This is a genomic window from Pseudomonas sp. GCEP-101, from assembly GCF_025133575.1.
Lineage (GTDB): Bacteria > Pseudomonadota > Gammaproteobacteria > Pseudomonadales > Pseudomonadaceae > Pseudomonas > Pseudomonas nitroreducens_B.
In genome coordinates this window covers 1136286-1157021 of the sequence record NZ_CP104011.1, presented here as the reverse complement: position 1 = coordinate 1157021, position 20736 = coordinate 1136286, and the positions used below count along the sequence as shown (strand labels likewise).

Here is a 20736-nt window from a genome sequence, read left to right as displayed (position 1 = left end):
ACGCATGAGCGAAACCCTCGATCTGAGTCTGGAGGGCGTGGAGCGCCGGTCACTGGCCGACTTCACCGAACAGGCTTACCTGAACTATTCCATGTACGTGATCATGGACCGCGCCCTGCCGCACATCGGCGACGGCCTCAAGCCCGTACAGCGGCGCATCGTCTACGCCATGAGCGAACTGGGCCTGGACGCCGACGCCAAGCACAAGAAGTCGGCGCGGACCGTCGGTGACGTGCTGGGTAAATACCACCCCCACGGCGACTCGGCGTGCTACGAAGCCATGGTGCTGATGGCCCAGCCGTTCTCCTACCGCTACCCGCTGGTGGACGGCCAGGGCAACTGGGGTGCGCCGGACGATCCCAAGTCCTTCGCCGCCATGCGTTACACCGAGGCGCGCCTGTCGCGCTATGCCGAGACCCTGCTCTCCGAGTTGGGCCAGGGCACCGCGGACTGGGTGCCGAACTTCGACGGCACCCTCGACGAGCCGGCTGTGCTGCCGGCGCGCCTGCCCAACCTGCTGCTCAATGGCACCACCGGCATCGCCGTGGGCATGGCCACCGACATTCCGCCGCACAACCTGCGCGAAGTGGCCGCCGCGTGCATCCGCCTGCTGGACGAGCCGCAGGCCACCGTCGCCGACCTGATCGAGCACGTGCCGGGCCCGGATTTCCCCACCGAGGCGGAAATCATCACCCCGCGCGCCGACCTGCAGAAGATCTACGAAACCGGCCGTGGCTCGGTGCGCATGCGCGCCGTGTACCGCGTCGAGGACGGCGACATCGTGGTCACCGCGCTGCCGCACCAGGTCTCCGGGGCCAAGGTGCTGGAGCAGATCGCCGGACAGATGCAGGCCAAGAAGCTGCCGATGGTGGCCGACCTGCGTGACGAGTCCGACCACGAGAACCCGACCCGCATCGTCATCATCCCGCGCTCCAACCGCGTGGATGCCGAAGAGCTGATGACTCACCTGTTCGCCACCACCGACCTGGAAAGCTCGTACCGGGTGAACATGAACGTCATCGGCCTGGACGGCAAACCCCAGGTCAAGGACCTGCGCCAGGTGCTCAGCGAATGGCTGACCTACCGCACCGACACCGTGCGCCGTCGCCTGCAGTTCCGCCTGGACAAGGTCGAGAAGCGCCTGCACCTGTTGGAAGGCCTGTTGGTGGCCTTCCTCAACCTCGACGAAGTCATCCACATCATCCGTACCGAGGACCAGCCCAAGCCGGTCCTGATGCAGCGCTTCGAGCTTTCCGAGCTTCAGGCCGACTACATCCTCGACACCCGCCTGCGCCAATTGGCGCGCCTGGAAGAGATGAAGATCCGCGGCGAGCAGGACGAGCTGGCCAAGGAGCGCGCCAAGCTGCTGGCGATCCTGGGTTCCAACGCCAAGCTGCGCAAGCTGGTGCGCGACGAGCTGCTGGCCGACGCCGAGACCTACGGCGACGACCGCCGCTCGCCCATCGTCGAGCGCGCCGAGGCCCGTGCCCTGTCGGAAACCGAGCTGATGCCGACCGAGCCGGTGACCGTGGTGCTGTCCGAGAAGGGCTGGGTGCGCTGCGCCAAGGGCCACGATATCGACGCCACCGGCCTGTCGTACAAGGCCGGCGACGGCTTCAAGGCGTCCGCGCCGGGCCGTTCGAACCAGTACGCGGTATTCATCGACTCCACCGGGCGCAGCTACTCGCTGGCCGCCCACAGCCTGCCGTCCGCCCGTGGCCAGGGCGAGCCGCTCACCGGCCGCCTGACGCCGCCGCCGGGCGCCAGCTTCGACCGCGTGCTGCTGCCGGAGGATAATGCCCTGTATGTGCTGGCCTCCGACGCCGGCTACGGCTTCGTCGCCAAGGGCGAGGACATGCAGGCCAAGAACAAGGCCGGCAAGGCGCTGCTCAGCCTGCCCAGCGGTGCGCAGGTGATGGCACCGCGTCCGGTAAATGATTTGGAACAGGATTGGATTGCCGCAGTCACTACCGAGGGCCGACTGCTGTTGTTCAAGGTGTCCGACCTGCCGCAACTGGCCAAGGGCAAGGGCAACAAGATCATCAGCGTGCCGGGCGACCGCGTGGCGAGCCGCGAGGAGTACCTCACCGACCTCGCCGTTCTCCCGACGGGCGCGACCCTGGTACTGCAGGCGGGCAAGCGGACGCTCTCGCTCAAGGGTGACGACCTGGAGCACTACAAAGGCGAAAGGGGCCGTCGGGGCAATAAACTGCCGCGCGGATTCCAGCGGGTGGATGCCTTGCTGGTAGAATCGCTGTCTCAGGATTGAAACGCGGTTCGATACATCCTGCCTCTGGAGCTGAGGCGCCGGTTGAGGGATGATACGTCCCTTTGGCTACCGGCGCCTTTCGCGCGTTGCCTGAATTTTTTTGGTTTTGTTGGAAGTAGCGCCGAACTTCGGCGAATGACGGTGATCCAGATGAGCGCATTGCGCGCCTTGGCCTTTCTTTCCCTCGTCAGCCTTCTCGGGCTGGCGGGTTGTACGGTGAATCGACCGACCCAGCTGTACCAGCTGGACGCCGGCGCGGTTCCCGTTCCGACCCGTGACAACGGTGTCGCCGTATTGCTCGGCCCGGTTTCCCTGGCCGATTATCTGAAGCGCGAGACCATGGTCCAGCGCCAGGCCGACGGTATCCTCAATCTGTCGACCGAAGCCCGCTGGGCCGGCAGCCTGGAGACCAACGTCAGCCAGCAGCTGATGCGCCTGCTCTCCGGCGAGCTGGACAGCACCCGGCTGGCGCTCTTCCCGGAGAAGCCCGGCTTTACGCCGCAGGTGCAGGTCATGCTGACCATCAGCCGCCTGGACTCCGGCCCCAAGGAGCCGGCGGTGCTGGAGGCGCGCTGGCGCCTGCTCGACCCGAAGGGTGAGTTGCGCGACAGCCGCGTGTTCCGTGAGGAAGAAGCGCATTCGGGCAGCGTGCAGGATCAGGTGCGCGCCCAGGGTGACCTGCTGCGCAAGCTGTCCGTGCAACTGGCCCGCGATGTGCGTCCGGTCGCTGCCGCCGTGGCGGAGCAGCAGGCGGCGCCGCCGCGCAAGCCGGCAGCGGTGGCCAACACCGGCCAGGCTGCCAAGCCTAAGGAAGAGGGGCCGAAGATTCCGCTGGTGGTGCCGATCCGCACCGATGTCGAGGTCTATCGCTTCTAAGTCGGACGCTGCGCACCGGCTCGATCGCGGCCCGCAAGCCATGGCTTTGCGGGCCGTTCTGTTTCTGCGCTGGCCGTTTTTGACATCTTCTTGACGGCCTTCGTGATATCTACAGGCGCTTGTGCAGGCTATTGGCGCCCGGACGTTTCCGCGCGGAGCCTGCGAGAGACTCGCGCGTGTCGTCATTCCCCCCAACCTCCAGTGTTCAGGCGGATTCCGCCCTGGGTCGTCAGACGCTTTGCGTCATGCTGGCGGCGCTGGTGCTGTTCCTGCTCGGCGTGCAGGGCGATGCCTTCGTCGGCTTCGACTCGCGTTTTGTGCTGTTCGCCCGCGAAATGCTGCGCCACGGGCCGGGCTGGTTCCCCACCACTTACGGCGTGCCCTATCCGGACTACCCGGCGACCTCGACCTTCCTGACCTACCTGCTGTCCCTGCCGCTGGGGCGTGTTACAGAATTTACCGCCTGGCTGCCCACCGCCCTGGCGGCGGCGATCTGCACGGGCGTGGTGTATCGCCTGGTGGCGCCGTTCTCCCGCTCCTGGGCGCTGATCAGCGTGGCCATGCTGCTGCTGACCGCCACCTTCGTCAGCGAAACGCGGGCGGTGTCCCTCGATCTGATGGTCGCGGCCGTCGGGCTGCTCGCCTTCTACGTCGCTTTCCATGCCGCGCGCCATTCCCTGGCGGGCCTGCTGCTGCGCCTGTTGCCGCTGCTGCTGGCCGGTTTCGCCCTGCGCGGGCCGCTCGGGCTGGTGGTGCCGGCGGGCATGGTGTGCAGCCAGCTGCTACTGGATCGGCGCTGGAAGCCGCTGTTCGCCTTCTCGGCCAGTGCGCTGGCGCTGCTGATCGCCTGTGTATTCCTGCTGATCGGCCTGGCGCGCGCCGCCGGTGGCGAGACATTCGTCCAGGACGTCCTGCGGATGCAGGTGATCGGTCGACTGGACGGCTCCGCCGGCTCCAGTGATGCGCTGTATTACTTCCGCAGCTCCCTGGGCAACTACGCGCTGGCCTTCCCGCTGGCGTTGCCGGCACTGGCGCTGCTCTGGCAGCGGCGCCGCGAGCCGGCGTTCCGCCTGGTGGCGGGCTGTGCCCTGGCCGCCTTGGTGGTGATGGCGGGGCTGTCGGTGCCGCAGGCCAAGAAGGCCCGCTACATCATCGCCCTGGCGCCCCTGGCGGCCGTGGTCGCGGGGTATCCGTTCATGGTCGCCGGCAGCCGACTGGCACAGGTCCTGCGCGGTGTGTTGCGGGTGCTCTGGCTGGCCTTGCCGGCACTGCTGCTGGCCGGCTTGTGGCTGGCCTGGAAACGTTATCCGCAGGAGCTCGCCGCGCTGGGCTGGCGCCTGCCGGCCTGCATCGTCGCGCTCGCCGGGCTGCTCGCATTCGGCGCGCTGCGTTGGCGGCGGCCGGCGGCGCTGGCCCTGGGGGCCGCGCTGGCGCTGTGGGCAAGCTACATCCTGGTGTTCGAACCGGTGGAACACCGCCTGTATGACAGCCAGGCATTTTCTGCCGAGCTGCTTCGCCACCTCGATGCGCAGCCCGCGCCCCTGGCGCTGTACGGCATGGCGCCGGACGCGCGGGCGATCAAGCTGATGGTCAACCTCGACCGCGACCTGCAGCCGCTGTTCCTCGACCGCCCGGAGCAGCTCGCAGCGCAACGCGGGCCGTTCTACCTGGTGATCCAGGCGCGCGATGCGCAGCGCCTCGCCGCCGTCCTGCCCATGGCCTCGCCGCTGTTCGAAGGCCGTTTCGACAACGACACCTACCGCCTGCTGCGGCTCCCGGGAGCGGGCACCACGCCGTGATGAAAGCACTGACTTCCCTGCTCGCCTGCTGCCTGCTCCTCGGCGGTTGCGGCGATGCCGACACCCAGGACGTGGTCGAGCGCGACCAGGCGTTCTTCCGCCAGCACCCGCTGCCGCCGCTGGAGCTCGTTTCCGGCGGCGGCAGTTTCGTCCTGCCGCTGTTGCCCGATACCCAGTTCTACGCGGAGAACAATCACCGCAAACGCCACCTGTTCCGCAGCGAACAGCGCTTCCCCAACCTGCCGTACCAGCCGGCGCTGGCGTTCTTCGCCCAGACCTTCTGGCTGGCCAAACACGCCGAGGTGCTGCAGGTCCCGCTGGTGGTGCACCTGGGCGACGTGGTGGAAAACGCCGGTGTCGCCAGTCAGTGGCAGACCGCCAGCGGCGCCATGCGCACCCTGGAAGAGCGCGGCGTGCCGTACAGCATCGCCACCGGCGAGCGCGACGTGCACGAGGAAGCCAGTTCGGATGACCGGCGGTCCTTCCTCGACCGTTTCGCCGATCACTTCGGTCCGGAGCGCGCCGCCTGGCAGAGCACCTACGTCGGCAGCGACCCCAAGGGACTGAGCCAGGTGCACCTGTTCCAGCGCTACGGCCAGTCCTTCCTGTTGCTGGCGCTGGACTGGAACCCGTCCGAGGCGACCCTGGCGTGGGCGCAGGGCGTGATCGACGAGCATCCCCACGTGCCGGTGATCCTCGCTTCCCACAGCATCCTGCAGCGCAATGCGGAGGGCGTGGCGGAGCTTTCCCACGACGATAATGGCAGTGGCGCGCGGTTGTGGGAGCGCCTGATTCGCCGCAACGACCAGATATTCCTCACCCTCAACGCCCATGCCGACGGCGCCGTGCACACGCGGATGCTCAACGACCAGGGGCACAGCGTGGACATGGTGATGGTCGACTACCAGCACCAGTACCTGGGCGGCAACGGCCTGTTGCAGCTACTGGAGCTGGACCTGCGGCGCAACAGCCTGGCCGGCTTGTCGCTGTCGCCCTGGGTGCTGTGGAAGCGTCAGGTCTACCCGCAGGCCTACAAGCCCTGCGAGTCGCCGCAGGCGATGGGGGATTGCGACCAGTTGATGCCGGAGGACTCACCCGGCTGGGACCACCGTTTCCGGATCGAGCTGAATTACCAGGCGCGCTTCAGCAGCTTCCAGGGCTACAGCGCCCAGTTGCCCGTGCAGGGCTCGCCGGCGTCGCTGCTGGACCAGCTGCAGGCGCAGCTCGGCAAGCGCTGAGCGGCGTCAGTCGTTGCGCGGCAGCAGACGGCGCACGCCGATCCCCGCCAGGGCCACCCCCAGGCACGGCAGCCAGACCCAGCGCGCCTCGGAGATCACCACCTCCAGGCCGCGCGGGCTGAAAAAGCGCGATAGGCCGATGGGCGAGACCTCGATGGGGTGCCAGGGCAGGAAGTAGCGCTGCTGGCTCCAGGGCCAGAACCAGGCGACCCCCAGGCCGCCATCGGTCATGGCGTCCAGCACGCTGTGGGAGGCGGTCGCCAGGCCGATCCACAGGCCGGCCTTCAGCGGGCCGCCGCCCAGCAGCCGGCAACCGGCAGCCCCGAGCACGCCCAGGCAGGCCGCGAACAGCAGCGAATGGCTGAAGCCGCGATGGCCGAAGGCGTCGTGATAGGCAATGCCGAGCTTGAAGGCGACCACGTCGAGGTCGGGCAGGCACGCGGCTAGCAGGCCGGCCAGCAGCAGGCGCGGCGGGATCACGCCTGAGCCGAGCGCAAGGCCCACGGCCAGCACGGGCAGGGGATGGGTGATCAGGGTGGTCATGGAATCCGTTCCACGAGGGGCCGGGCGGCCCCTCTCTTTCTATGGCGGGTCAGCTGGTGCGCAGCGCCCGCATGCGCGACAGCTGGCGTTCGAGCATGGAGGGGTAGGGTTCCTTCAGCCATTCCACGCAGCAGGCGTTTTCCGGGCTGGCGATGGGACGGATGCGCGCGCGTTCACGGACTTTTTCATCGTCGCCGATGGATTTTTCCACCAGCAGCAGGTTGCGGCTGTGCTGGCTCAGGGCCAGGGCGTCCTGGGCGGCGGAGTTCTCCAGCAGCTCGGGCTGTTCCAGCTCGGCGATGTCTTCGCCCAGCACCAGGCCCAGCTGTAGCTGGAGGGTGATGCCGCTGTCGGCCACTTCGATCTGCAGGGCGTGGCCCAGGGCGCGCATCAGCTCGCCGCAGCACAGGGCGTTGGTGAGGAATTCCTCGTCCTGGTCGCGGCTGTGGAAGAGGATCAGGCTGCCACCGTCGTTGAGGGTGTAGAGCGTGCCCTTGTACAGGCGCGCGGCCTGCTCCAGGCAATCGCGGTAGCGCTGCAGCAGGTCGACCAGGCGCGGGCGCGGCAGTCGGCGCAGTTGTTCCTGGGCGCCCAGCTGCACCGCGAGCACGGCGCTGGTGCCGGTGGAAAGCGGTTCCGGCTCGGCCTCGGGCTCCTCTTCCTCGACACCGATCTCGTCGTCAGCCTCTTCTTCGACCACGGGCTCGAAGTCGTCCTCGGGGAAGTCGTCGTCGGTGTCGGCAGCGGCCTTGCGGCGTGCGGCGGGGGCGAGCAGTTCGTCGTCGGAGAAGATGTTCTCGTCGAATTCGTGTTCGTCGGCGGCGTCGGCGCCTTCCAGCAGCGGTTCCTTCGCAGCCGCCTTGGCGGACGCTTTCGCACGCGGCGCCGGGGCGCTGACCACCGGCTCGGGCGCTGGCGGTTTCTCCGGCACCAGGCGTGCCTGCAACTGGCGGGCGAGGTCGCCGATCTCGTTCTGCAGGCCGGCGCCCGGCGCGGGGTCGTCCGGGTCGCGCAGCCAGACACGCAGTTGCAGCAGCGGCGTGGAAATCTGCCGGCCCAGGCGCAGGCCGAAGGTCAGGGTGAGCAGCAGCAGGATCAGGCTGATCAGCCCCATGCTCTGCAGGCTGACGGTCATCGGCTGCTCGAACTGGTGCATGTCGAGGCTGATGCGCAGGTGGCCGGCGATCACTTCCTGGAAGGTGATCGGTGTGGAATACAGGCCTTCGGCGTCGCCCAGCAGGCCCTGCTTGGGTCGCGTGCCGGACTCGGCGAGGATGCGGTTGTCCACGCTGTAGATCGCCGCGTGGGCCACCAGCGGGTTCTTGGTCAGGTTGTTGAGCAGCACGTTGAGGCTGAGGATGTCGTTGGACACCAGCAGCTCGGTCGCCGATTGCGCGGTCTGCGTGGTCAGGCTCTGGCCGAGGGCGTCGGCCTGCTGCTGCATGGCCTGCTTGAACTGCATGCCCATCACCCAGGCGTAGATCACCAGGGCGGCGGCCACCAGCAACAGGCCGTGGATGGCGATGCGCAAGGCGATCGGCACGCGGCGCTGGCGCAGGGCGTGGAACAGCAGCAGGAAGAAATTGTCGGGCTTGACGGACGTGGGCCGGGTCACAGCGGGCTCGGTCTTCTTTAAGGGCAGATGCGGGGCAGTATAACGAGGCCCTACCGGGGGGCAAAGCGTCGCAGGCACTGTCAAGGCGGCGAAAGTCGGCGTGGCGCGCCGATCTGTCGTGCATTCCGATCGGCGGCGGCGCCATCCGGGCGGGCGAGCGGAGCATCCGCCGACGGTGAAAGCAGGTAGAATGTCGGCCTTTTTTCCATGGCGGAGACAGCGCCTTGCGCGAGATCGTCCTGATCAACATCACCGGGGAAGACCGCCCCGGCCTCACCGCGGCCATTACCGGCGTCCTGGCGCAGGGTGGCGTGAACATCCTCGACATCGGCCAGGCGGTGATCCACGACACCCTGTCCTTCGGCATCCTGGTGGAAATCCCGGATAACGAGCGGGCCTCGTCGGTGCTCAAGGACGTGCTGTTCACGGCCTACAAGCTGGACCAGCAGGTGCGTTTCACCCCGGTGTCCGAAGACGACTACCGGCAGTGGGTCGGTGGCCAGGGCAAGCCGCGCCATATCGTCACGTTGCTGACGCGCCGGGTCACCGCCGAGCAACTGCAGCGGGTCAGCTCGATCACGGCCAAGTACGGCCTGAACATCGACCAGATCGATCGCCTGTCCGGGCGCATGCCGCTGGATATGCCGGCCGACGAGGGCAAGGGCTGCATCGAGTTCTCCGTGCGCGGCGAGCCGGCCGACCCGGCCGCCCTGCGCGCCGAGTTCCTCAGCGTGGCGCAGGAGCTGAACGTCGACATCGCCTTCCAGCAGGACTCGGTGTTCCGCCGCAACCGCCGCCTGGCAGTGTTCGACATGGACTCGACGCTGATCGAGGCCGAGGTCATCGATGAGTTGGCCAAGGCGGCCGGTGTCGGCGATAAGGTGTCGGAAATCACCGAACGCGCCATGCGTGGTGAACTGGATTTCCGCGCGAGCTTCAAGGAACGTCTGGCATTGCTTCAGGGCCTTTCCGAGGACGTTCTGGAAGAAATCGGTGCGTCGCTGCGCCTGACCGAAGGCGCGGAGACCCTGTTCGCCGAACTCAAGCGCCTGGGCTACAAGACGGCCATCCTCTCCGGCGGCTTCAGCTACTTCGCCAAGCAGTTGCAGGCGAAGCTGGGCATCGACTACGTGTTCGCCAACGAACTGCAGATCGTCGACGGCAAGCTGACCGGCGTGGCCATCGAGCCCATCGTCGATGCCCAGCGCAAGGCTGACCTGCTGCGCGAGCTGGCGGCGAAGGAAGGCCTGCAGCTGGAGCAGACGATTGCCGTGGGCGACGGCGCCAACGACCTGCCGATGCTCGGCCTGGCCGGCCTGGGCGTGGCCTTCCGCGCCAAGCCGCTGGTCAAGCAGTCGGCCAAGCAGGCGATCTCCACCCTGGGGCTGGACGGCATCCTGTACCTGCTCGGCTTCCGTGATCGCGAAGGCGCCTGATCCGCACGGGTCGACGCCGGAATGAAAAAGCCGCCCCTCGGGGCGGCTTTTTTGTTTTGCGCAGGCGCTGGTGGCCTCGGCATGAAGCGAACCCGATCGCGGACGGAGTCCGCTCCTACGTTCCGGTTGGGTGTGGGAGCAACTGTCTCTCTGAAAGCTCGTGCCTGGGATTTCCCTCTCCCTAACCCCCTCCCTGAAGGGAGAGGGGACCGGCCGGGTAGGAGCGGACTCTGTCCGCGATTGATCACGCCCAGCGCCGAACTGCCCCGTGACCGAGTGGTTCGCGAGCAATGACGATGGCGTCTCCCTCGCTCCTACAGGTTCGTTCGGGTTATTCGTCCGAGGCGAAGTCGTAGTCCATCGCCTGGCTTGGCCCCTGCAGGTAGCGGCCCTGGATGTAGTTGGCGCCGGCCTGCCACAGGGTGGCCAGGGCGCTGGCGCTTTCCACCATGGGCACGATGGTCAGCTTGGCCTGGGCGTGCAGGCTGGCCATCAGGGTCTTGAGGTTTTCCTGGTTGTCCGCGCTGTTCAGGTCCTGCACGTAGGAGCCGTCCACCTTCACGAAGTCGACGTTCATGTGCTTGAGCGTGTTGAACGGGTTGAGTGCGCAACCGAACTGGCACAGCGCGATCTGGCAATGCAGCTCGGCCAGACCCTGGCTGAGGAGCTTGGCCTGGCGCAGGTAGGCGATGGCGTCCGGCTCGCTGATCTGCACGATCAGCGCATCGGCCGGCAGGCGCGAGGCCTTCAGCGCCACGCTCAGCCACGGCAGCAGCTCCGGGTCTTGCAGGCTGGGGCCGGAGAGGTGCACGAAGAGCTTGGTCTCGTGGCCCTTGGCGCGGTGTTCGGACAGCAGCTTGATGGAATTGAGCAGCACCCAGCGGTCGATCTTCTCGGCCAGGCCGCTGGCCTTGGCGGCATTGAGGAAGTCTGCCGGCGGCACTTCCTCGCCCTGCGGGTTGAGCAGGCGCAGCAGCACTTCGTAGTGCTCGTGGGTGTCGCCGCGCAGGCTGATGATCGGCTGGAACAGCAGGCGGAAGCTGTTCTGCTCCAGCGCCTGGCGGATGATCGCGACGATGTCGCCACGGTAGGCGGCAGCGGCGAGTTCATCGGCCGGGTTGTAGACCTTCAGGCCGTTGCCATCCTTCTGCGCCACGTCGTCGGCGCCGCGGTGGGCGCGCTCGATCACGTCCTGGGCGCGGGTGGTCTTCTCGTCCAGCCCGGCGGTGCCGATGGACAGGGTGACCTGGGCGGTGCGGCCATGGATGTCGAACAGGTGGCCCTCGACCTTCTTCAGCAGCGCGCTGAAGCGCGGCGCCGATTGCTCCGGGGTTTCCCCCGGCAGCAGCACGGCGAACACGTCGTCGCTCAGGCGCGCCAGTTGGGCCGGCTCGGGGAACTGGCCGCGCAGCAGGTTGCCCAGGTCCGCCAGGAGCAGGTCGATGCTGGCGACGCCGAGGTCGAGCTGCAGTGCCTGGGCGCGGTCGAGCAGCATGTAGGCGAAGGTCGCGGGCTGGCCGGCGGTCACGGCGCGTTCCACGGCGCTATCCATCAGGTTGAGGAAGTGGGCGCGGTTGAACAGGCCGGTGACCAGGTCCTGGCTGCTGACCTCGCGGAGTTTTTCCTCGAGCTGGGCGTTGCCGGTTTCGGCGCGGATCACCACCTGGATGCACGGCTCGCCGTCATAGGTGGCCGGCGAGAAGGTCATGCGCGCGGCGAAGGTCTGGCCGTCGCTGCGGACGCCGCTGCAGGCCAGTTCGGCGTTGTCTTCGGTGGTCTGGTAACCCTTGAGGAAATCCTTGAAGGTGGCCTGGTCGCAGCCGGCGATCAGGTCGATCATCGGCATGCCTTCGAGTTCCTCGGCGTCTTCGTAGCCGAACAGGCCGACGTAGGCGCGGTTGGCGTAGATGTGCATGCCGTCGTGGACGTAGGTGATGGCGTCCACCGAGCTGTCCAGCAGCAGTTGGCAGCGTTTCTCCGCCTCGCGCAGGGCAACTTCGGCAGAGCGCCGCGCACGGCGTTCCTCGAGGTTGGCCAGCTCGCGGTTGGCCACCAGGATCAGGCGCTCGTCCTCGCCTTGCGGCAGGGCATCCTGGGCGCCGAGGGCCAGGGCCTCGGTCACGGCGTCGGAGTCGTTGCCGCTGACCAGCTGGATGAAGGGGATGTCCTTGGCCTGGCGGCGGATCGCGCCCAGCGCTTCGCTGGGGTCCAGCGCCTCGGCCTCGGGGGCGGCGATCAGCAGGTCCCAGCCCTGGGGCAGGATCTCCGTCAGGTCTTCGCTGGACGTAATGCGATGGACGCGGGTCGCGCGACCGGCGTTGCGGAACAGGCTGACCAGGCGCTCGGCTTCATTTTGCGAGTCTTCCAGGATCAGCAGGCGGATGGTTTTCTTTTCATTGGCCATGGGGAAGGCTGCTTATACCGCGCTGGGCGGCAGCAAAAAGGCGACGAAAGGGGAGCCTTCGGAATCTACAGAGACTTCCACAGCGAGTCAAAGTCTTCCTCCCCGCCTGGGCTGCGAGCGTTCGTCCCTGTGATGGGCTTATCGCTCGGGACGCCGGCCGCGTCCTGCGCCTGGTATTCGAACTGGGTGAAGCTGGCGGTGGCGGTGACCTTGCGGGTCAGCGTGGCGCGGCGCTCGTCGCCGTGCAGGTTGAGCTGCACGCGGTTGCCTTCCTGGAAGGGCAGGCGCGGGGTGATGACGGTGGCCGGCCGGGAGATCGCGGCGATCTCCGGCAGCAGCAGGGCGCGCAGGTACTGGCTGCCCTGTTCGGTCTTGCGCAGCAGTTGCAGGCCGCAGGGCTGGGCGAGCGGGGCGATCAGTTCGATGCCCATCTGCGTGCCGCCGCCGCGGACCTGGCGGATCCAGCGCACCACGGCGACGCTCCAGCCATGCTCCGGGGTGTCCTGGATGCCGAGCAGCTCGCCTGCCTGCAACTGGCTGGGGATGTCCTTCGGCCAGGTCAGGCAGTAGCCGCCGGGGCTGTGGTTGACGATGGCCAGGGTGTACACCGGGTAGTCGTCGCGCGGGGTTTGCGCCGCGACGCCCAGGCCGGAGTCGTCGCCGGCGCGCGGGGCGGTGTATTCGATCTCTTCCAGCGGCATGCCGGGTTGCCAGTCGTTGACCTTCTGGGCGTCGAAGGCGCCGGCCCAGGCGTCCTTCACTTCGGTCTTGAAGGTGGGAGCCTGGAGTTCGACCTGCAGCTTGAGCAGGTCGGCGAAGTTCTTCCGCCCGGCGAGGAAGTAGTGCAGGGCGCTCATGCCGATGCACAGGGTCAGTTGGCCCTGGCCGGGGGTGCGGTGGAAGGTGCGTTCGGCTATGTCACCCCAGGCCGCCGCGAGGTGTTGCAGCAGGTCGATGCTGACGCCTTCGGGCACCTTCAGGCGTGCCTGGGCGCGGTTTTCCGGCGGCAGCAGGAGGTATTCGCGGATCACGTCCACCAGCGGCTGCGGGTCGATGCCCAGGGCGCCGGTGAGATCGCTGTCCTTGAACAGGGTGCGGTAGCGCGGCGGGCCATCCACCTGCGGCACCACCACGAACAGGGTGGAGGGCGCATCGGCCGCCTGCACCTTCACCTGCGCGGCCCAGCCTTCGAGGGCTTCGGCGACGCGGGCGATGTTGTTCTGGCGCATCTGGTTGCAGCGCGCGGAGCCGAGCATCAGCGCCACCAGGTAGGCGTGCTCGATGGACAGGCCCTGCGCCTGGCGCGCCAGCGCATCGCGTACCGGGGTGTGCTGCAGGCCGTGCTGGCGGGCCAGTTGGTAGAGCTGGTGGAGTTCCAGCCACAGGTGCTCGGGCACCGGGCAGTACAGTTGCGAGGCGCGCACCAGCGGGCCGCTGAGGCTGCGGATGGCGCGCTGGATGGCGGCGGTCATCACCTGCGCGCGCTCGCGGGTGAAGCGCGAGGCCTCGCGCACGACGATCAGCTTGTAGCCGATGGCCAGGTGGTTCTGCAGGGCCTGGCAGAGGTTGGCGACCTTGCGCGGACGCTCGTCCAGGACGATGGACTGGTTGAGGAAGTGCCGCTCCAGGTTATGGCAGACGAAGTGGACTTCCGGGCGGAACAGTTCCAGCAATTGCAGGCGCGCCTCTACCGGCAGCTTGAGCTGGTTGAGCTCGATCAGTCCCTGGTAGAGCTGGCGGGCGGTCTCCCCGAGGTTGGCCTTGGGCAGGTGATCCAGCCAGTATTTCAGCTCGCGCGTGTTGGCGTTGCAGAAGCTCAGGCTCTCGTGCGACGGGGTGGGTACACGTAGAAACTGCTGGGGACTGTTGTCCATGGCGGAAATGGTTTCTCCACAATCCGGCCCGTTGTACGAACCGGTTGGTCATTACTGTCGGCTTTTTCCGAACTCTAGCAGCATCCGTCGCCCGCCGCAGCCCATCGCCCGGATGGTGCGCGGACAGGTCACGCTCGCGGCGTTTCGCCCTTGAGCTGGCGTTGCAGGGCGTCCTGCGCCGAGTCCTGGGCGCTGCTGCGCACCCAGCCGTCGCCCTGGGGGATCACCGGGTGGGCGGCCCAGTCGAGCAGGTCCTGGCGCCGGCAGACGCCGGTGTTGCCCTTGCCGGCGCCGGCAACCACCTTGTAGACCACCTGGTCCTGGCGGCCGCGCTTGTCCGGGTGGTCGTCGATCACCTGGCGCACGGCCCAGGCGTCGCCGATCAGGGCATTGCTGTAGCGGGCGCCGAGCAGGATGTCGTCGGGCGTCAGGCGCTGCGCCTGGGCATGCTCCTGGGCCAGTTGGAGGATCTTCAGCAGGTCGTCGAACTGCACGTCGATGTAGGAATCCATCTTGCGCAGCGCGTGGTAGAGGTCTTCCGGCGCCGGGCCGGCCGGCAGCGTCGGCGTGGCCGGCAGGCGCGCCAGCGGCGCGGGGTAGCGGCGCCAGGCGAACAGCCCGTTGAACAGCACGGCGACGGCGAGGATCAGCGCCACATTGAGCAGCACCGGGCTGAGCACGTAGTGCAGGCCGAGGGCGGTGATGGCCGGGCCGCCGGAGACCGCCGCCAGCGCGGTGGCGCCGCCGGGGGGATGGATGCAGCGCGCGTAGTGCATGACCAGGATCGCCGCCGCGACCGCGAGGGCCGGGGTGAAGGGCTGGTCAGGGAAGAGTGCCTGGCAGAGCACCCCGACGATGGCCGAGAGCACCTGGCCGCCCAGCACGGCCCAGGGCTGCGACAGCGCGCCGTGGGGCACGGCGAACAGCAGCACGGCGCTGGCGCCCATGGAAGCGACGACCCAGATGGCCGCTTCACTGGGCAATACCCAGTGGGTGACGGCATAGATGGCGGCGATGCCGCACAGCGCTCCGATCGCGGAGAGCCATTTTTCCAGATGGCTGGTGGCGTTGGCGCGCCAGCCCATCAGGTGCAGGAAGCGTTTCATGGCAGGAGCAGACACGATGAGGCGAGAAGCAGTGGCGGGCGGCTCGTCGGCCGCCCGCCTTATGGAGGCGGGCGTCAGCCCTGGCGAGCGCCACCCAGGCGCTCACCCATGCGCACGGCGCTGGTGGCGGCGAGGTTTTCCGCCCAGCTGACCTGCTCGGGGCCGAACAGCACGATGGCAGTGGAACCCAGCTTGAAGCGGCCCAGCTCGGCGCCCTTCTCCAGGTGGATCGGCGCACGGGAGGCTTCGTCGTAGGCGAACGATTTCAGCTCGCGCTTGGGCGGCGTGACCAGGCCGGCCCAGACGGTTTCGATGGAGGCGACGATCATCGCGCCCACCAGCACCACCGCCATCGGCCCGCGCTCGGTGTCGAAGATGCACACCACGCGCTCGTTGCGAGCGAACAGCTCCGGCACCTGCTCGGCGGTGAGCTGGTTCACCGAGAACAGCCGGCCCGGCACGTAGACCATTTCGCGCAGGGTGCCGGCCAGCGGCATGTGCACGCGGTGGTAGTCCTTGGGCGACAGGTAGACGGTGGCGAAGTCGCCGCCCATGAACGGCGCGGCGCGCTCGGCGTCGCCGCCCAGCAGCTCCATCAGGCTGTAGCTGTGGCCCTTGGCCTGGAACACGCGGCCGTGCTCGATGGGGCCGAGCTGGCTGATGGCGCCGTCGGCGGGGCTGAGCACCGCGCCGGGGGTTTCGTCCAGCGGGCGGGCGCCGTCTTTCAGGGCGCGGGTGAAGAAGGCATTGAAGTGCTCATAGGCGCGCAGGTCCTCGACCTGGGCTTCGCGCATGTCCACCTGGTAGCGGCGGGCGAACCAGGGAATCAGGCGGTCCTTGAACCAGGGCGCGCGGCACTCGGCGGCGCAGCCGATCAGGCGCGACAGCAGGTGGTGCGGCAGCAGGTACTGGGCGAGGATGAACAGACGATCTTTGAACGACATTCCTTAAACCTCTACGGGGGTGTCGGGATGGTTGCCCCATTCCGACCAGGAACCGGCATAGCCCTTGACCCGCGGATAGCCGAGGGCCTTGGCCACCAGGTAGGTGAAGCCGGAACGATGGTGGGTCTGGCAGTGGGTGATCACTTCCTTGTCCTTGGTGATGCCCAGGTCCTGGAGGATCTGCGGCATATCGGTACGGATGCGCAGGGCGCGGGCCGGGTCCATGCCGGCGGTCCATTCGAAATTCACGGCGCCGGGCACGTGCCCGCCCTTGGCGGCGAGCACTTTCTGGCCGCTGTACTCGCTGGGGTTGCGCGCATCCCAGACGGCCAGGTCGGCGGCGCCCAGGCGGCTTTGCAGGTATTCGCGGGTAGCGGTGGGTTCGTCGTGCAGGGTCAGCGGCAGCGGGCCGCCGGCGGGCGCGGGGACGTCTTCGCTCAGCGGCAGGCCGTCGGCGAGCCAGGCGTGCAGGCCGCCGTCGACGTAGTGGTACTTGTCGTGGCCGATCACGTCCAGCAGCCAGATGAAGCGGCCGGCCCAGCCGCCGCCTTCGTCGTCGTAGACCACGTAGACGGCATCGGGGTTGTGGCCCAGTTCGCCGAACAGCGCTTCCAGGTCGGGCTTGGCCGGCAGCAGGCCCGGGGCCGGCGTGCCGCCCAGCTGGGTGCGCGCGGGGGCGACGAAACGGGCGCCGGGGATGTGGCCCTGGGCGTAGCGCGCGGCGCTGGTCAGGTCGACCAGGATCAGTTCGGGGGCATCGAGGCGGCTGGCGAGGTCAGCCGGTTCGATCACCAGGGGCAGGGCGGAAAAGGCGGACATGTCGGAGTCTCCCGGCGAGAGCAGTGGGGGAGGCAACGTGAGCTCGCGCCCTGGGCTACCCCTTGAGGGCGGTTAGTTTAAAGGGGACGCGGCGGGGCGCAAACCTTTCCGGATCAGGCGCCCCGCGCCATCTGCTTCACCGCGTGCTCGATGCACTGCACGGTGCGGCCGAAGGCCTGGGCGTGCAGGTCCGCCAGGGGCTGACCGTGGCGGTCGCAGACCACCAGCATGACCACGCGCACGCCGTTGCCCAGCGAGCGCAGCAGCAGGTGTTCGCTGGGAAGCAGCGCCTTCAGCGTGCCCGGAATCAGCGCCGAGAATTCCGCCATGTTCGCCGGGCTCAGGCGCAACTGCCCGGGTTGTTGCAGGAGTTTGCGCAGCACCGGGCTGGCGGCGACCTCCAGCTTGAAGTCGCCGATCTCGCCGTCCAGGCCGAAGTGCCGGCGCGCCTGCAACCAGCCGCCGCCCTTGTCGGCCAGCAGGATCATCCCGCGTTGCAGCCCGCAGGCCTGCAAGGCGGCGCTGGCGCAATCGAGCAACTGCACGGCGTTGCCGAACGGGCTGGGCGTCTGCATCAGCCGGGCGCACTGGCGGCGCCAGTCGTCGAGGGTGTCCGGGGCCTTGGCCGGTTCCTCGGCCTTCGGGCCATTGAGCCAGCGGCGCGCATCCCAGGGCCAGAGGAGCGCCTCGGCCGGGTGCCAGAGCAGCGGGCGGGCGTGGCGGCGCGCGCTTTGCGCGGCCAGGCCGTGGACGGTCTGCTGCAGCTCCTCCAGGGGCATCTGCAAGTACAGGCTGGTCAGGCGCTGCCAGCGCAGCATGTGCACGCCGCCCCAGGACTGGTGCGCCGCCATGGCGAGGCTGTTGGCCAGCAGGATGGTGTTGGCCGGGCGGGTCAGCCAGCGTTGCAGTTCCGGATCGGCGTCCAGGCGTTGTTGCTGGCCCAGCGGTTCGAGTTCGGTGTGGGCGACGTGCAGGGCGCGCACCAGCAGGCGCTTGTCGTCGCTGAGCAGGGCATAGCCCTGGCCGACCCAGTCCGGCAATCGCCAGCTGTCGGCCAGCGCGCGGCACAGCGGCAGCAGAGGGGTGCCGAGCAGCTCCTCCTCGACTTCGCTGCTGCAGCGGCCCAGGCCGTAGACCTGGCGTTGCCAGTTCTCCACCAGTTCCGGCCTGGCGGTGGCCAGTGCCCACAGTGGCGCGAGGGTGAACAGGCTGCCCCAGTGGATTTCTTGCCAGAGCCGCGCCAGGCGGTTGGCGAACAGGCCGCTGGCCTGCTGCATGGCGTGGCGGCTGATCAGCAGCAACTGGTTCAGGGCGCGCGGCATCTGTGCTTCCGGCACCGCCGGCAGGCGCTCCAGCAACTGGCTGGCGCGGGACAGGCCCAGGCGGTTGAGGGCGACCTCCAGGCTTTCCGCCGGATTGTCCCGGGCGCTGGGCGCGCGGTTGGCCTCGCGCAGGATGGCGAAGGCCAGCGTCGGCGCGTCCTGCAGCAGCTCGGCGATGTCGCGGATCGAGCGGCGACTGTCGTTCAGCGCCCGGCGAATGTCATCGCGCTGCTCCAGCGGAACCGGCAGCGGCAGATCTTCCAGCTGGGTAAGCCAGGCCTTGAGACGCTCGGGATGAAGCATTTGCTTGGGCATGCGTGAGGCGCCGAACTGGTTTTTAGTGTTTTCGGCCTATAGTCTTGCCCGAAATCTCCGATAACAACAGGGAGGCGGGAATCATGCCTCTCTTTCTGTTCACCGTTTCAGTCCGGTCCCCATGGCAAAAATCATCGGCATCATCGTCATTCTGGGCAGCGTCCTCGGCGGCTACATGCTCTCCGGCGGCAAGATCGCGGCCATCATCCAGCCGTTCGAAGTGCTGATCATCGGCGGCGCGGCGCTGGGTGCCTTCCTCCAGGCCAACCCCGGCAGCACCTTCATGACCGTGCTGAAGAAGGCGCCGAAGATGTTCGGCAACCGCTTCACCCACACCTTCTACCTGGAAGTGCTGGGGATGCTCTACGAGGTGCTCAACAAGAGCCGCCGCGAAGGCATGATGGCCATCGAGGCCGACGTCGAGGACCCGGCCGCCAGCCCGATCTTCAGCAAGTACCCGGCCGTGCTCAAGGATGAACGCATGACGGCGTACGTCTGCGACTACCTGCGCATCATGTCCTCCGGCAACATGGCGCCCCACGAGCTGGAAGGCCTGTTCGACATGGAGCTGGGCAGCCTCAAGGAGGACCTGGAGCACCCGGCCCACGCCGTGACCCGTGTCGCCGACGCCCTGCCGGGCTTCGGTATCGTCGCCGCGGTACTGGGCATCGTGATCACCATGGCCCTGCTCGGCCAGGGCAGCCAGGCCGAGATCGGCCACCACGTCGCCGCGGCGCTGGTAGGCACCTTCCTCGGTATTCTCGCCGCCTATGGCTTCGTCGGCCCGCTGGCCAACGCCCTGGAGCACGACGCCAAGGAAGAACTGAACCTCTACGAAGCGATCAAGGCCTGCCTGGTGGCGTCCGCCTCCGGCATGCCACCGTCGCTGGCCGTGGAGTTCGGCCGCAAGGTGCTGCTGCCGGCGCACCGCCCGAGCTTCAGCGAACTGGAGCAGGCCGTTCGCGGTCGCTGATGGGTCGTCTGACGCATGGATAATAACCAGCCGATCATCGTCAAGCGCATCAAGCGCTATGCCGCCGGCCACCATGGCGGTGGCTGGAAGATCGCCTTCGCCGACTTCGCCACCGCCATGATGGCGTTCTTCCTCGTGCTCTGGCTGCTGTCGTCGGCCACGCCGGAGCAGAAGAAGGCCATCTCCGGCTATTTCCAGGATCCCATCGGCTTCACCGAGAGCGCCAGCCCCTACGTCATCGACCTGGGCGGCACGCCGACGCCGGCGCCGGACAAGACCCTGAACCCGCAGATCCAGGCCCAGCCGGATGCCGACGAGACGCGGGTCAACCCGGACGAGAACGCCAAGATCAACGAGCAGCAGGCCCAGGATGTCGCCGAGCAGGTGGAGAAGGAGCGTCTGGAGCTGTTGCTGCAGGAACTGCAGAACAAGGTCGACGAGAACCCGACGCTGAAGCGCTTCAAGGACCAGATTCTCTTCGAGATCACCCAGGACGGCCTGCGCATCCAGATCGTCGATTCGGACAACCGGCCGATGTTCGACCTGGGCAGCGCGCGCCTGCAGCCGTACTTCGAGGACATCCTGCTGGCGCTGGCCGAGACCATCAAGCAGGTACCGAACAAGATCAGCATCAGCGGCCACACCGACGCCAAGCCCTACGCCGGCAACGGCGAGTTCGGCAACTGGGAGCTGTCCGCCAACCGCGCCAACGCCGCGCGGCGGGCGCTGGAAGCCGGCGGCTACCCGGAAGACCAGATCGCCCGGGTGGTCGGCTACGCCTCGTCCGCGCTGTTCGACCGCGACAAGCCGCTCAACCCGGTGAACCGCCGCATCGACATCATCGTCCTGACCAAGAAGGCCCAGCGTGCCATCGAGGGGCAGGATGGCGGCGCTGACAAGGCCGGTGCTGCCCCGGCAGCCCCAGGCGTTGCACCGGAGGCGCCCAACGCCGCGCCGGGCAAGCCGGCGGCCGGCCAGGGCGACCCGCTGCCGCCGGACCAGCTCAAGCAGAAGCTCAACCTGTTCGACGACGGTGGCACGCTCAAGCTCGACGAGCTGAACAAGCAGCAGTGATGAACGAAGAATGCCAGCTGAAACGCTGGCCTTCTTCGTTATGGCCAGATCACGGAGATGCTGGCTCTTCGTAGGAACGAGCTTGCTCGCGAACCGCATCGCAGTGGAGCTTGTTCGCGAGCAAGCTCG

At 67.8% G+C, this 20736-nt stretch carries 15 protein-coding genes; 7 read left to right on the top strand and 8 right to left on the bottom strand.

The window, feature by feature from the left end:
• Nucleotides 1-4: 4 nt before the first annotated feature.
• From parC to N0B71_RS05330, 4 genes are all read left to right on the top strand, one after another.
• Complete coding sequence (gene parC / locus N0B71_RS05345) at nucleotides 5-2269, top strand: DNA topoisomerase IV subunit A (RefSeq protein ID WP_259757675.1); 2265 nt, start codon at nucleotides 5-7, stop codon at nucleotides 2267-2269.
• Nucleotides 2270-2419: 150 nt separating this feature from the next.
• The gene (locus N0B71_RS05340) at nucleotides 2420-3145 is read left to right on the top strand and encodes a PqiC family protein (protein WP_259757674.1); all 726 of its coding nucleotides are present in this window, start codon (nucleotides 2420-2422) and stop codon (nucleotides 3143-3145) included.
• A gap of 245 nt (nucleotides 3146-3390) precedes the next feature.
• Nucleotides 3391-4944: an ArnT family glycosyltransferase gene (locus N0B71_RS05335; RefSeq protein WP_259759481.1), complete on the top strand. Its 1554-nt coding sequence runs from the start codon at nucleotides 3391-3393 to the stop codon at nucleotides 4942-4944.
• Nucleotides 4944-6182, top strand: coding sequence for a calcineurin (locus tag N0B71_RS05330; RefSeq protein WP_259757673.1), 1239 nt, complete (start codon nucleotides 4944-4946; stop codon nucleotides 6180-6182). Before N0B71_RS05335 ends, N0B71_RS05330 begins: the two co-directional genes overlap by 1 nt.
• A 6-nt stretch (nucleotides 6183-6188) precedes the next feature.
• On the opposite strand, the gene N0B71_RS05325 is transcribed toward N0B71_RS05330, so the two are convergent.
• The gene (locus N0B71_RS05325; protein WP_259757672.1) at nucleotides 6189-6725 is read right to left on the bottom strand and encodes a metal-dependent hydrolase; all 537 of its coding nucleotides are present in this window, start codon (nucleotides 6723-6725) and stop codon (nucleotides 6189-6191) included.
• A gap of 49 nt (nucleotides 6726-6774) precedes the next feature.
• Nucleotides 6775-8340 (bottom strand): AhpA/YtjB family protein, encoded by a 1566-nt coding sequence (locus tag N0B71_RS05320; protein WP_259757671.1) that lies wholly within the window; start codon nucleotides 8338-8340, stop codon nucleotides 6775-6777.
• 224 nt (nucleotides 8341-8564) lie between these two features.
• Between N0B71_RS05320 and serB the strand changes: the two genes are divergently transcribed.
• Nucleotides 8565-9776: a phosphoserine phosphatase SerB gene (gene serB / locus N0B71_RS05315; protein WP_259757670.1), complete on the top strand. Its 1212-nt coding sequence runs from the start codon at nucleotides 8565-8567 to the stop codon at nucleotides 9774-9776.
• Nucleotides 9777-10107: 331 nt separating this feature from the next.
• On the opposite strand, the gene N0B71_RS05310 is transcribed toward serB, so the two are convergent.
• The 6 genes from N0B71_RS05310 to N0B71_RS05285 form a co-directional block, all read right to left on the bottom strand.
• On the bottom strand, nucleotides 10108-12180 hold the full coding sequence (locus tag N0B71_RS05310) for an EAL domain-containing response regulator (protein ID WP_259757669.1): 2073 nt from the start codon (nucleotides 12178-12180) through the stop codon (nucleotides 10108-10110).
• Nucleotides 12181-12245: 65 nt separating this feature from the next.
• Complete coding sequence (locus N0B71_RS05305) at nucleotides 12246-14054, bottom strand: molecular chaperone (protein WP_259757667.1); 1809 nt, start codon at nucleotides 14052-14054, stop codon at nucleotides 12246-12248.
• A gap of 128 nt (nucleotides 14055-14182) precedes the next feature.
• A complete protein-coding gene (locus N0B71_RS05300; RefSeq protein WP_259757665.1) occupies nucleotides 14183-15160 on the bottom strand; it encodes an HPP family protein in 978 nt (325 codons plus the stop codon).
• Between the two features lie 74 nt (nucleotides 15161-15234).
• Nucleotides 15235-16104, bottom strand: a complete 870-nt coding sequence (asd, locus tag N0B71_RS05295) for an archaetidylserine decarboxylase (protein WP_259757664.1) — start codon at nucleotides 16102-16104, stop codon at nucleotides 15235-15237.
• Between the two features lie 3 nt (nucleotides 16105-16107).
• Nucleotides 16108-16923: a thiosulfate sulfurtransferase gene (rhdA, locus tag N0B71_RS05290; protein ID WP_259757663.1), complete on the bottom strand. Its 816-nt coding sequence runs from the start codon at nucleotides 16921-16923 to the stop codon at nucleotides 16108-16110.
• A 113-nt stretch (nucleotides 16924-17036) separates the two neighbouring features.
• Nucleotides 17037-18560 carry an HDOD domain-containing protein gene (locus N0B71_RS05285; RefSeq protein ID WP_259757662.1) on the bottom strand — a complete coding sequence of 508 codons (1524 nt, stop codon included), beginning with the start codon at nucleotides 18558-18560 and terminating at the stop codon, nucleotides 17037-17039.
• 121 nt (nucleotides 18561-18681) lie between these two features.
• Here N0B71_RS05285 and motA point away from each other — a divergent pair, with 121 nt between their 5' ends.
• The gene (gene motA / locus N0B71_RS05280) at nucleotides 18682-19533 is read left to right on the top strand and encodes a flagellar motor stator protein MotA (protein WP_259757661.1); all 852 of its coding nucleotides are present in this window, start codon (nucleotides 18682-18684) and stop codon (nucleotides 19531-19533) included.
• Between the two features lie 15 nt (nucleotides 19534-19548).
• Nucleotides 19549-20607, top strand: a complete 1059-nt coding sequence (motB, locus tag N0B71_RS05275; RefSeq protein ID WP_259757660.1) for a flagellar motor protein MotB — start codon at nucleotides 19549-19551, stop codon at nucleotides 20605-20607.
• Nucleotides 20608-20736 lie beyond the last annotated feature (129 nt).

Bases quoted from the DNA above. Each gene is read 5' to 3' on its own strand.
- parC (WP_259757675.1), top strand. From the start codon at position 5: ATGAGCGAAACCCTCGATCTGAGTCTGGAGGGCGTGGAGCGCCGGTCA.
- N0B71_RS05340 (WP_259757674.1), top strand. From the start codon at position 2,420: ATGAGCGCATTGCGCGCCTTGGCCTTTCTTTCCCTCGTCAGCCTTCTC.
- N0B71_RS05335 (WP_259759481.1), top strand. From the start codon at position 3,391: ATGCTGGCGGCGCTGGTGCTGTTCCTGCTCGGCGTGCAGGGCGATGCC.
- N0B71_RS05330 (WP_259757673.1), top strand. From the start codon at position 4,944: ATGAAAGCACTGACTTCCCTGCTCGCCTGCTGCCTGCTCCTCGGCGGT.
- N0B71_RS05325 (WP_259757672.1), bottom strand. From the start codon at position 6,725: ATGACCACCCTGATCACCCATCCCCTGCCCGTGCTGGCCGTGGGCCTT.
- N0B71_RS05310 (WP_259757669.1), bottom strand. From the start codon at position 12,180: ATGGCCAATGAAAAGAAAACCATCCGCCTGCTGATCCTGGAAGACTCG.
- N0B71_RS05305 (WP_259757667.1), bottom strand. From the start codon at position 14,054: ATGGACAACAGTCCCCAGCAGTTTCTACGTGTACCCACCCCGTCGCAC.
- N0B71_RS05300 (WP_259757665.1), bottom strand. From the start codon at position 15,160: ATGAAACGCTTCCTGCACCTGATGGGCTGGCGCGCCAACGCCACCAGC.
- asd (WP_259757664.1), bottom strand. From the start codon at position 16,104: ATGTCGTTCAAAGATCGTCTGTTCATCCTCGCCCAGTACCTGCTGCCG.
- rhdA (WP_259757663.1), bottom strand. From the start codon at position 16,923: ATGTCCGCCTTTTCCGCCCTGCCCCTGGTGATCGAACCGGCTGACCTC.
- N0B71_RS05285 (WP_259757662.1), bottom strand. From the start codon at position 18,560: ATGCCCAAGCAAATGCTTCATCCCGAGCGTCTCAAGGCCTGGCTTACC.
- motA (WP_259757661.1), top strand. From the start codon at position 18,682: ATGGCAAAAATCATCGGCATCATCGTCATTCTGGGCAGCGTCCTCGGC.
- motB (WP_259757660.1), top strand. From the start codon at position 19,549: ATGGATAATAACCAGCCGATCATCGTCAAGCGCATCAAGCGCTATGCC.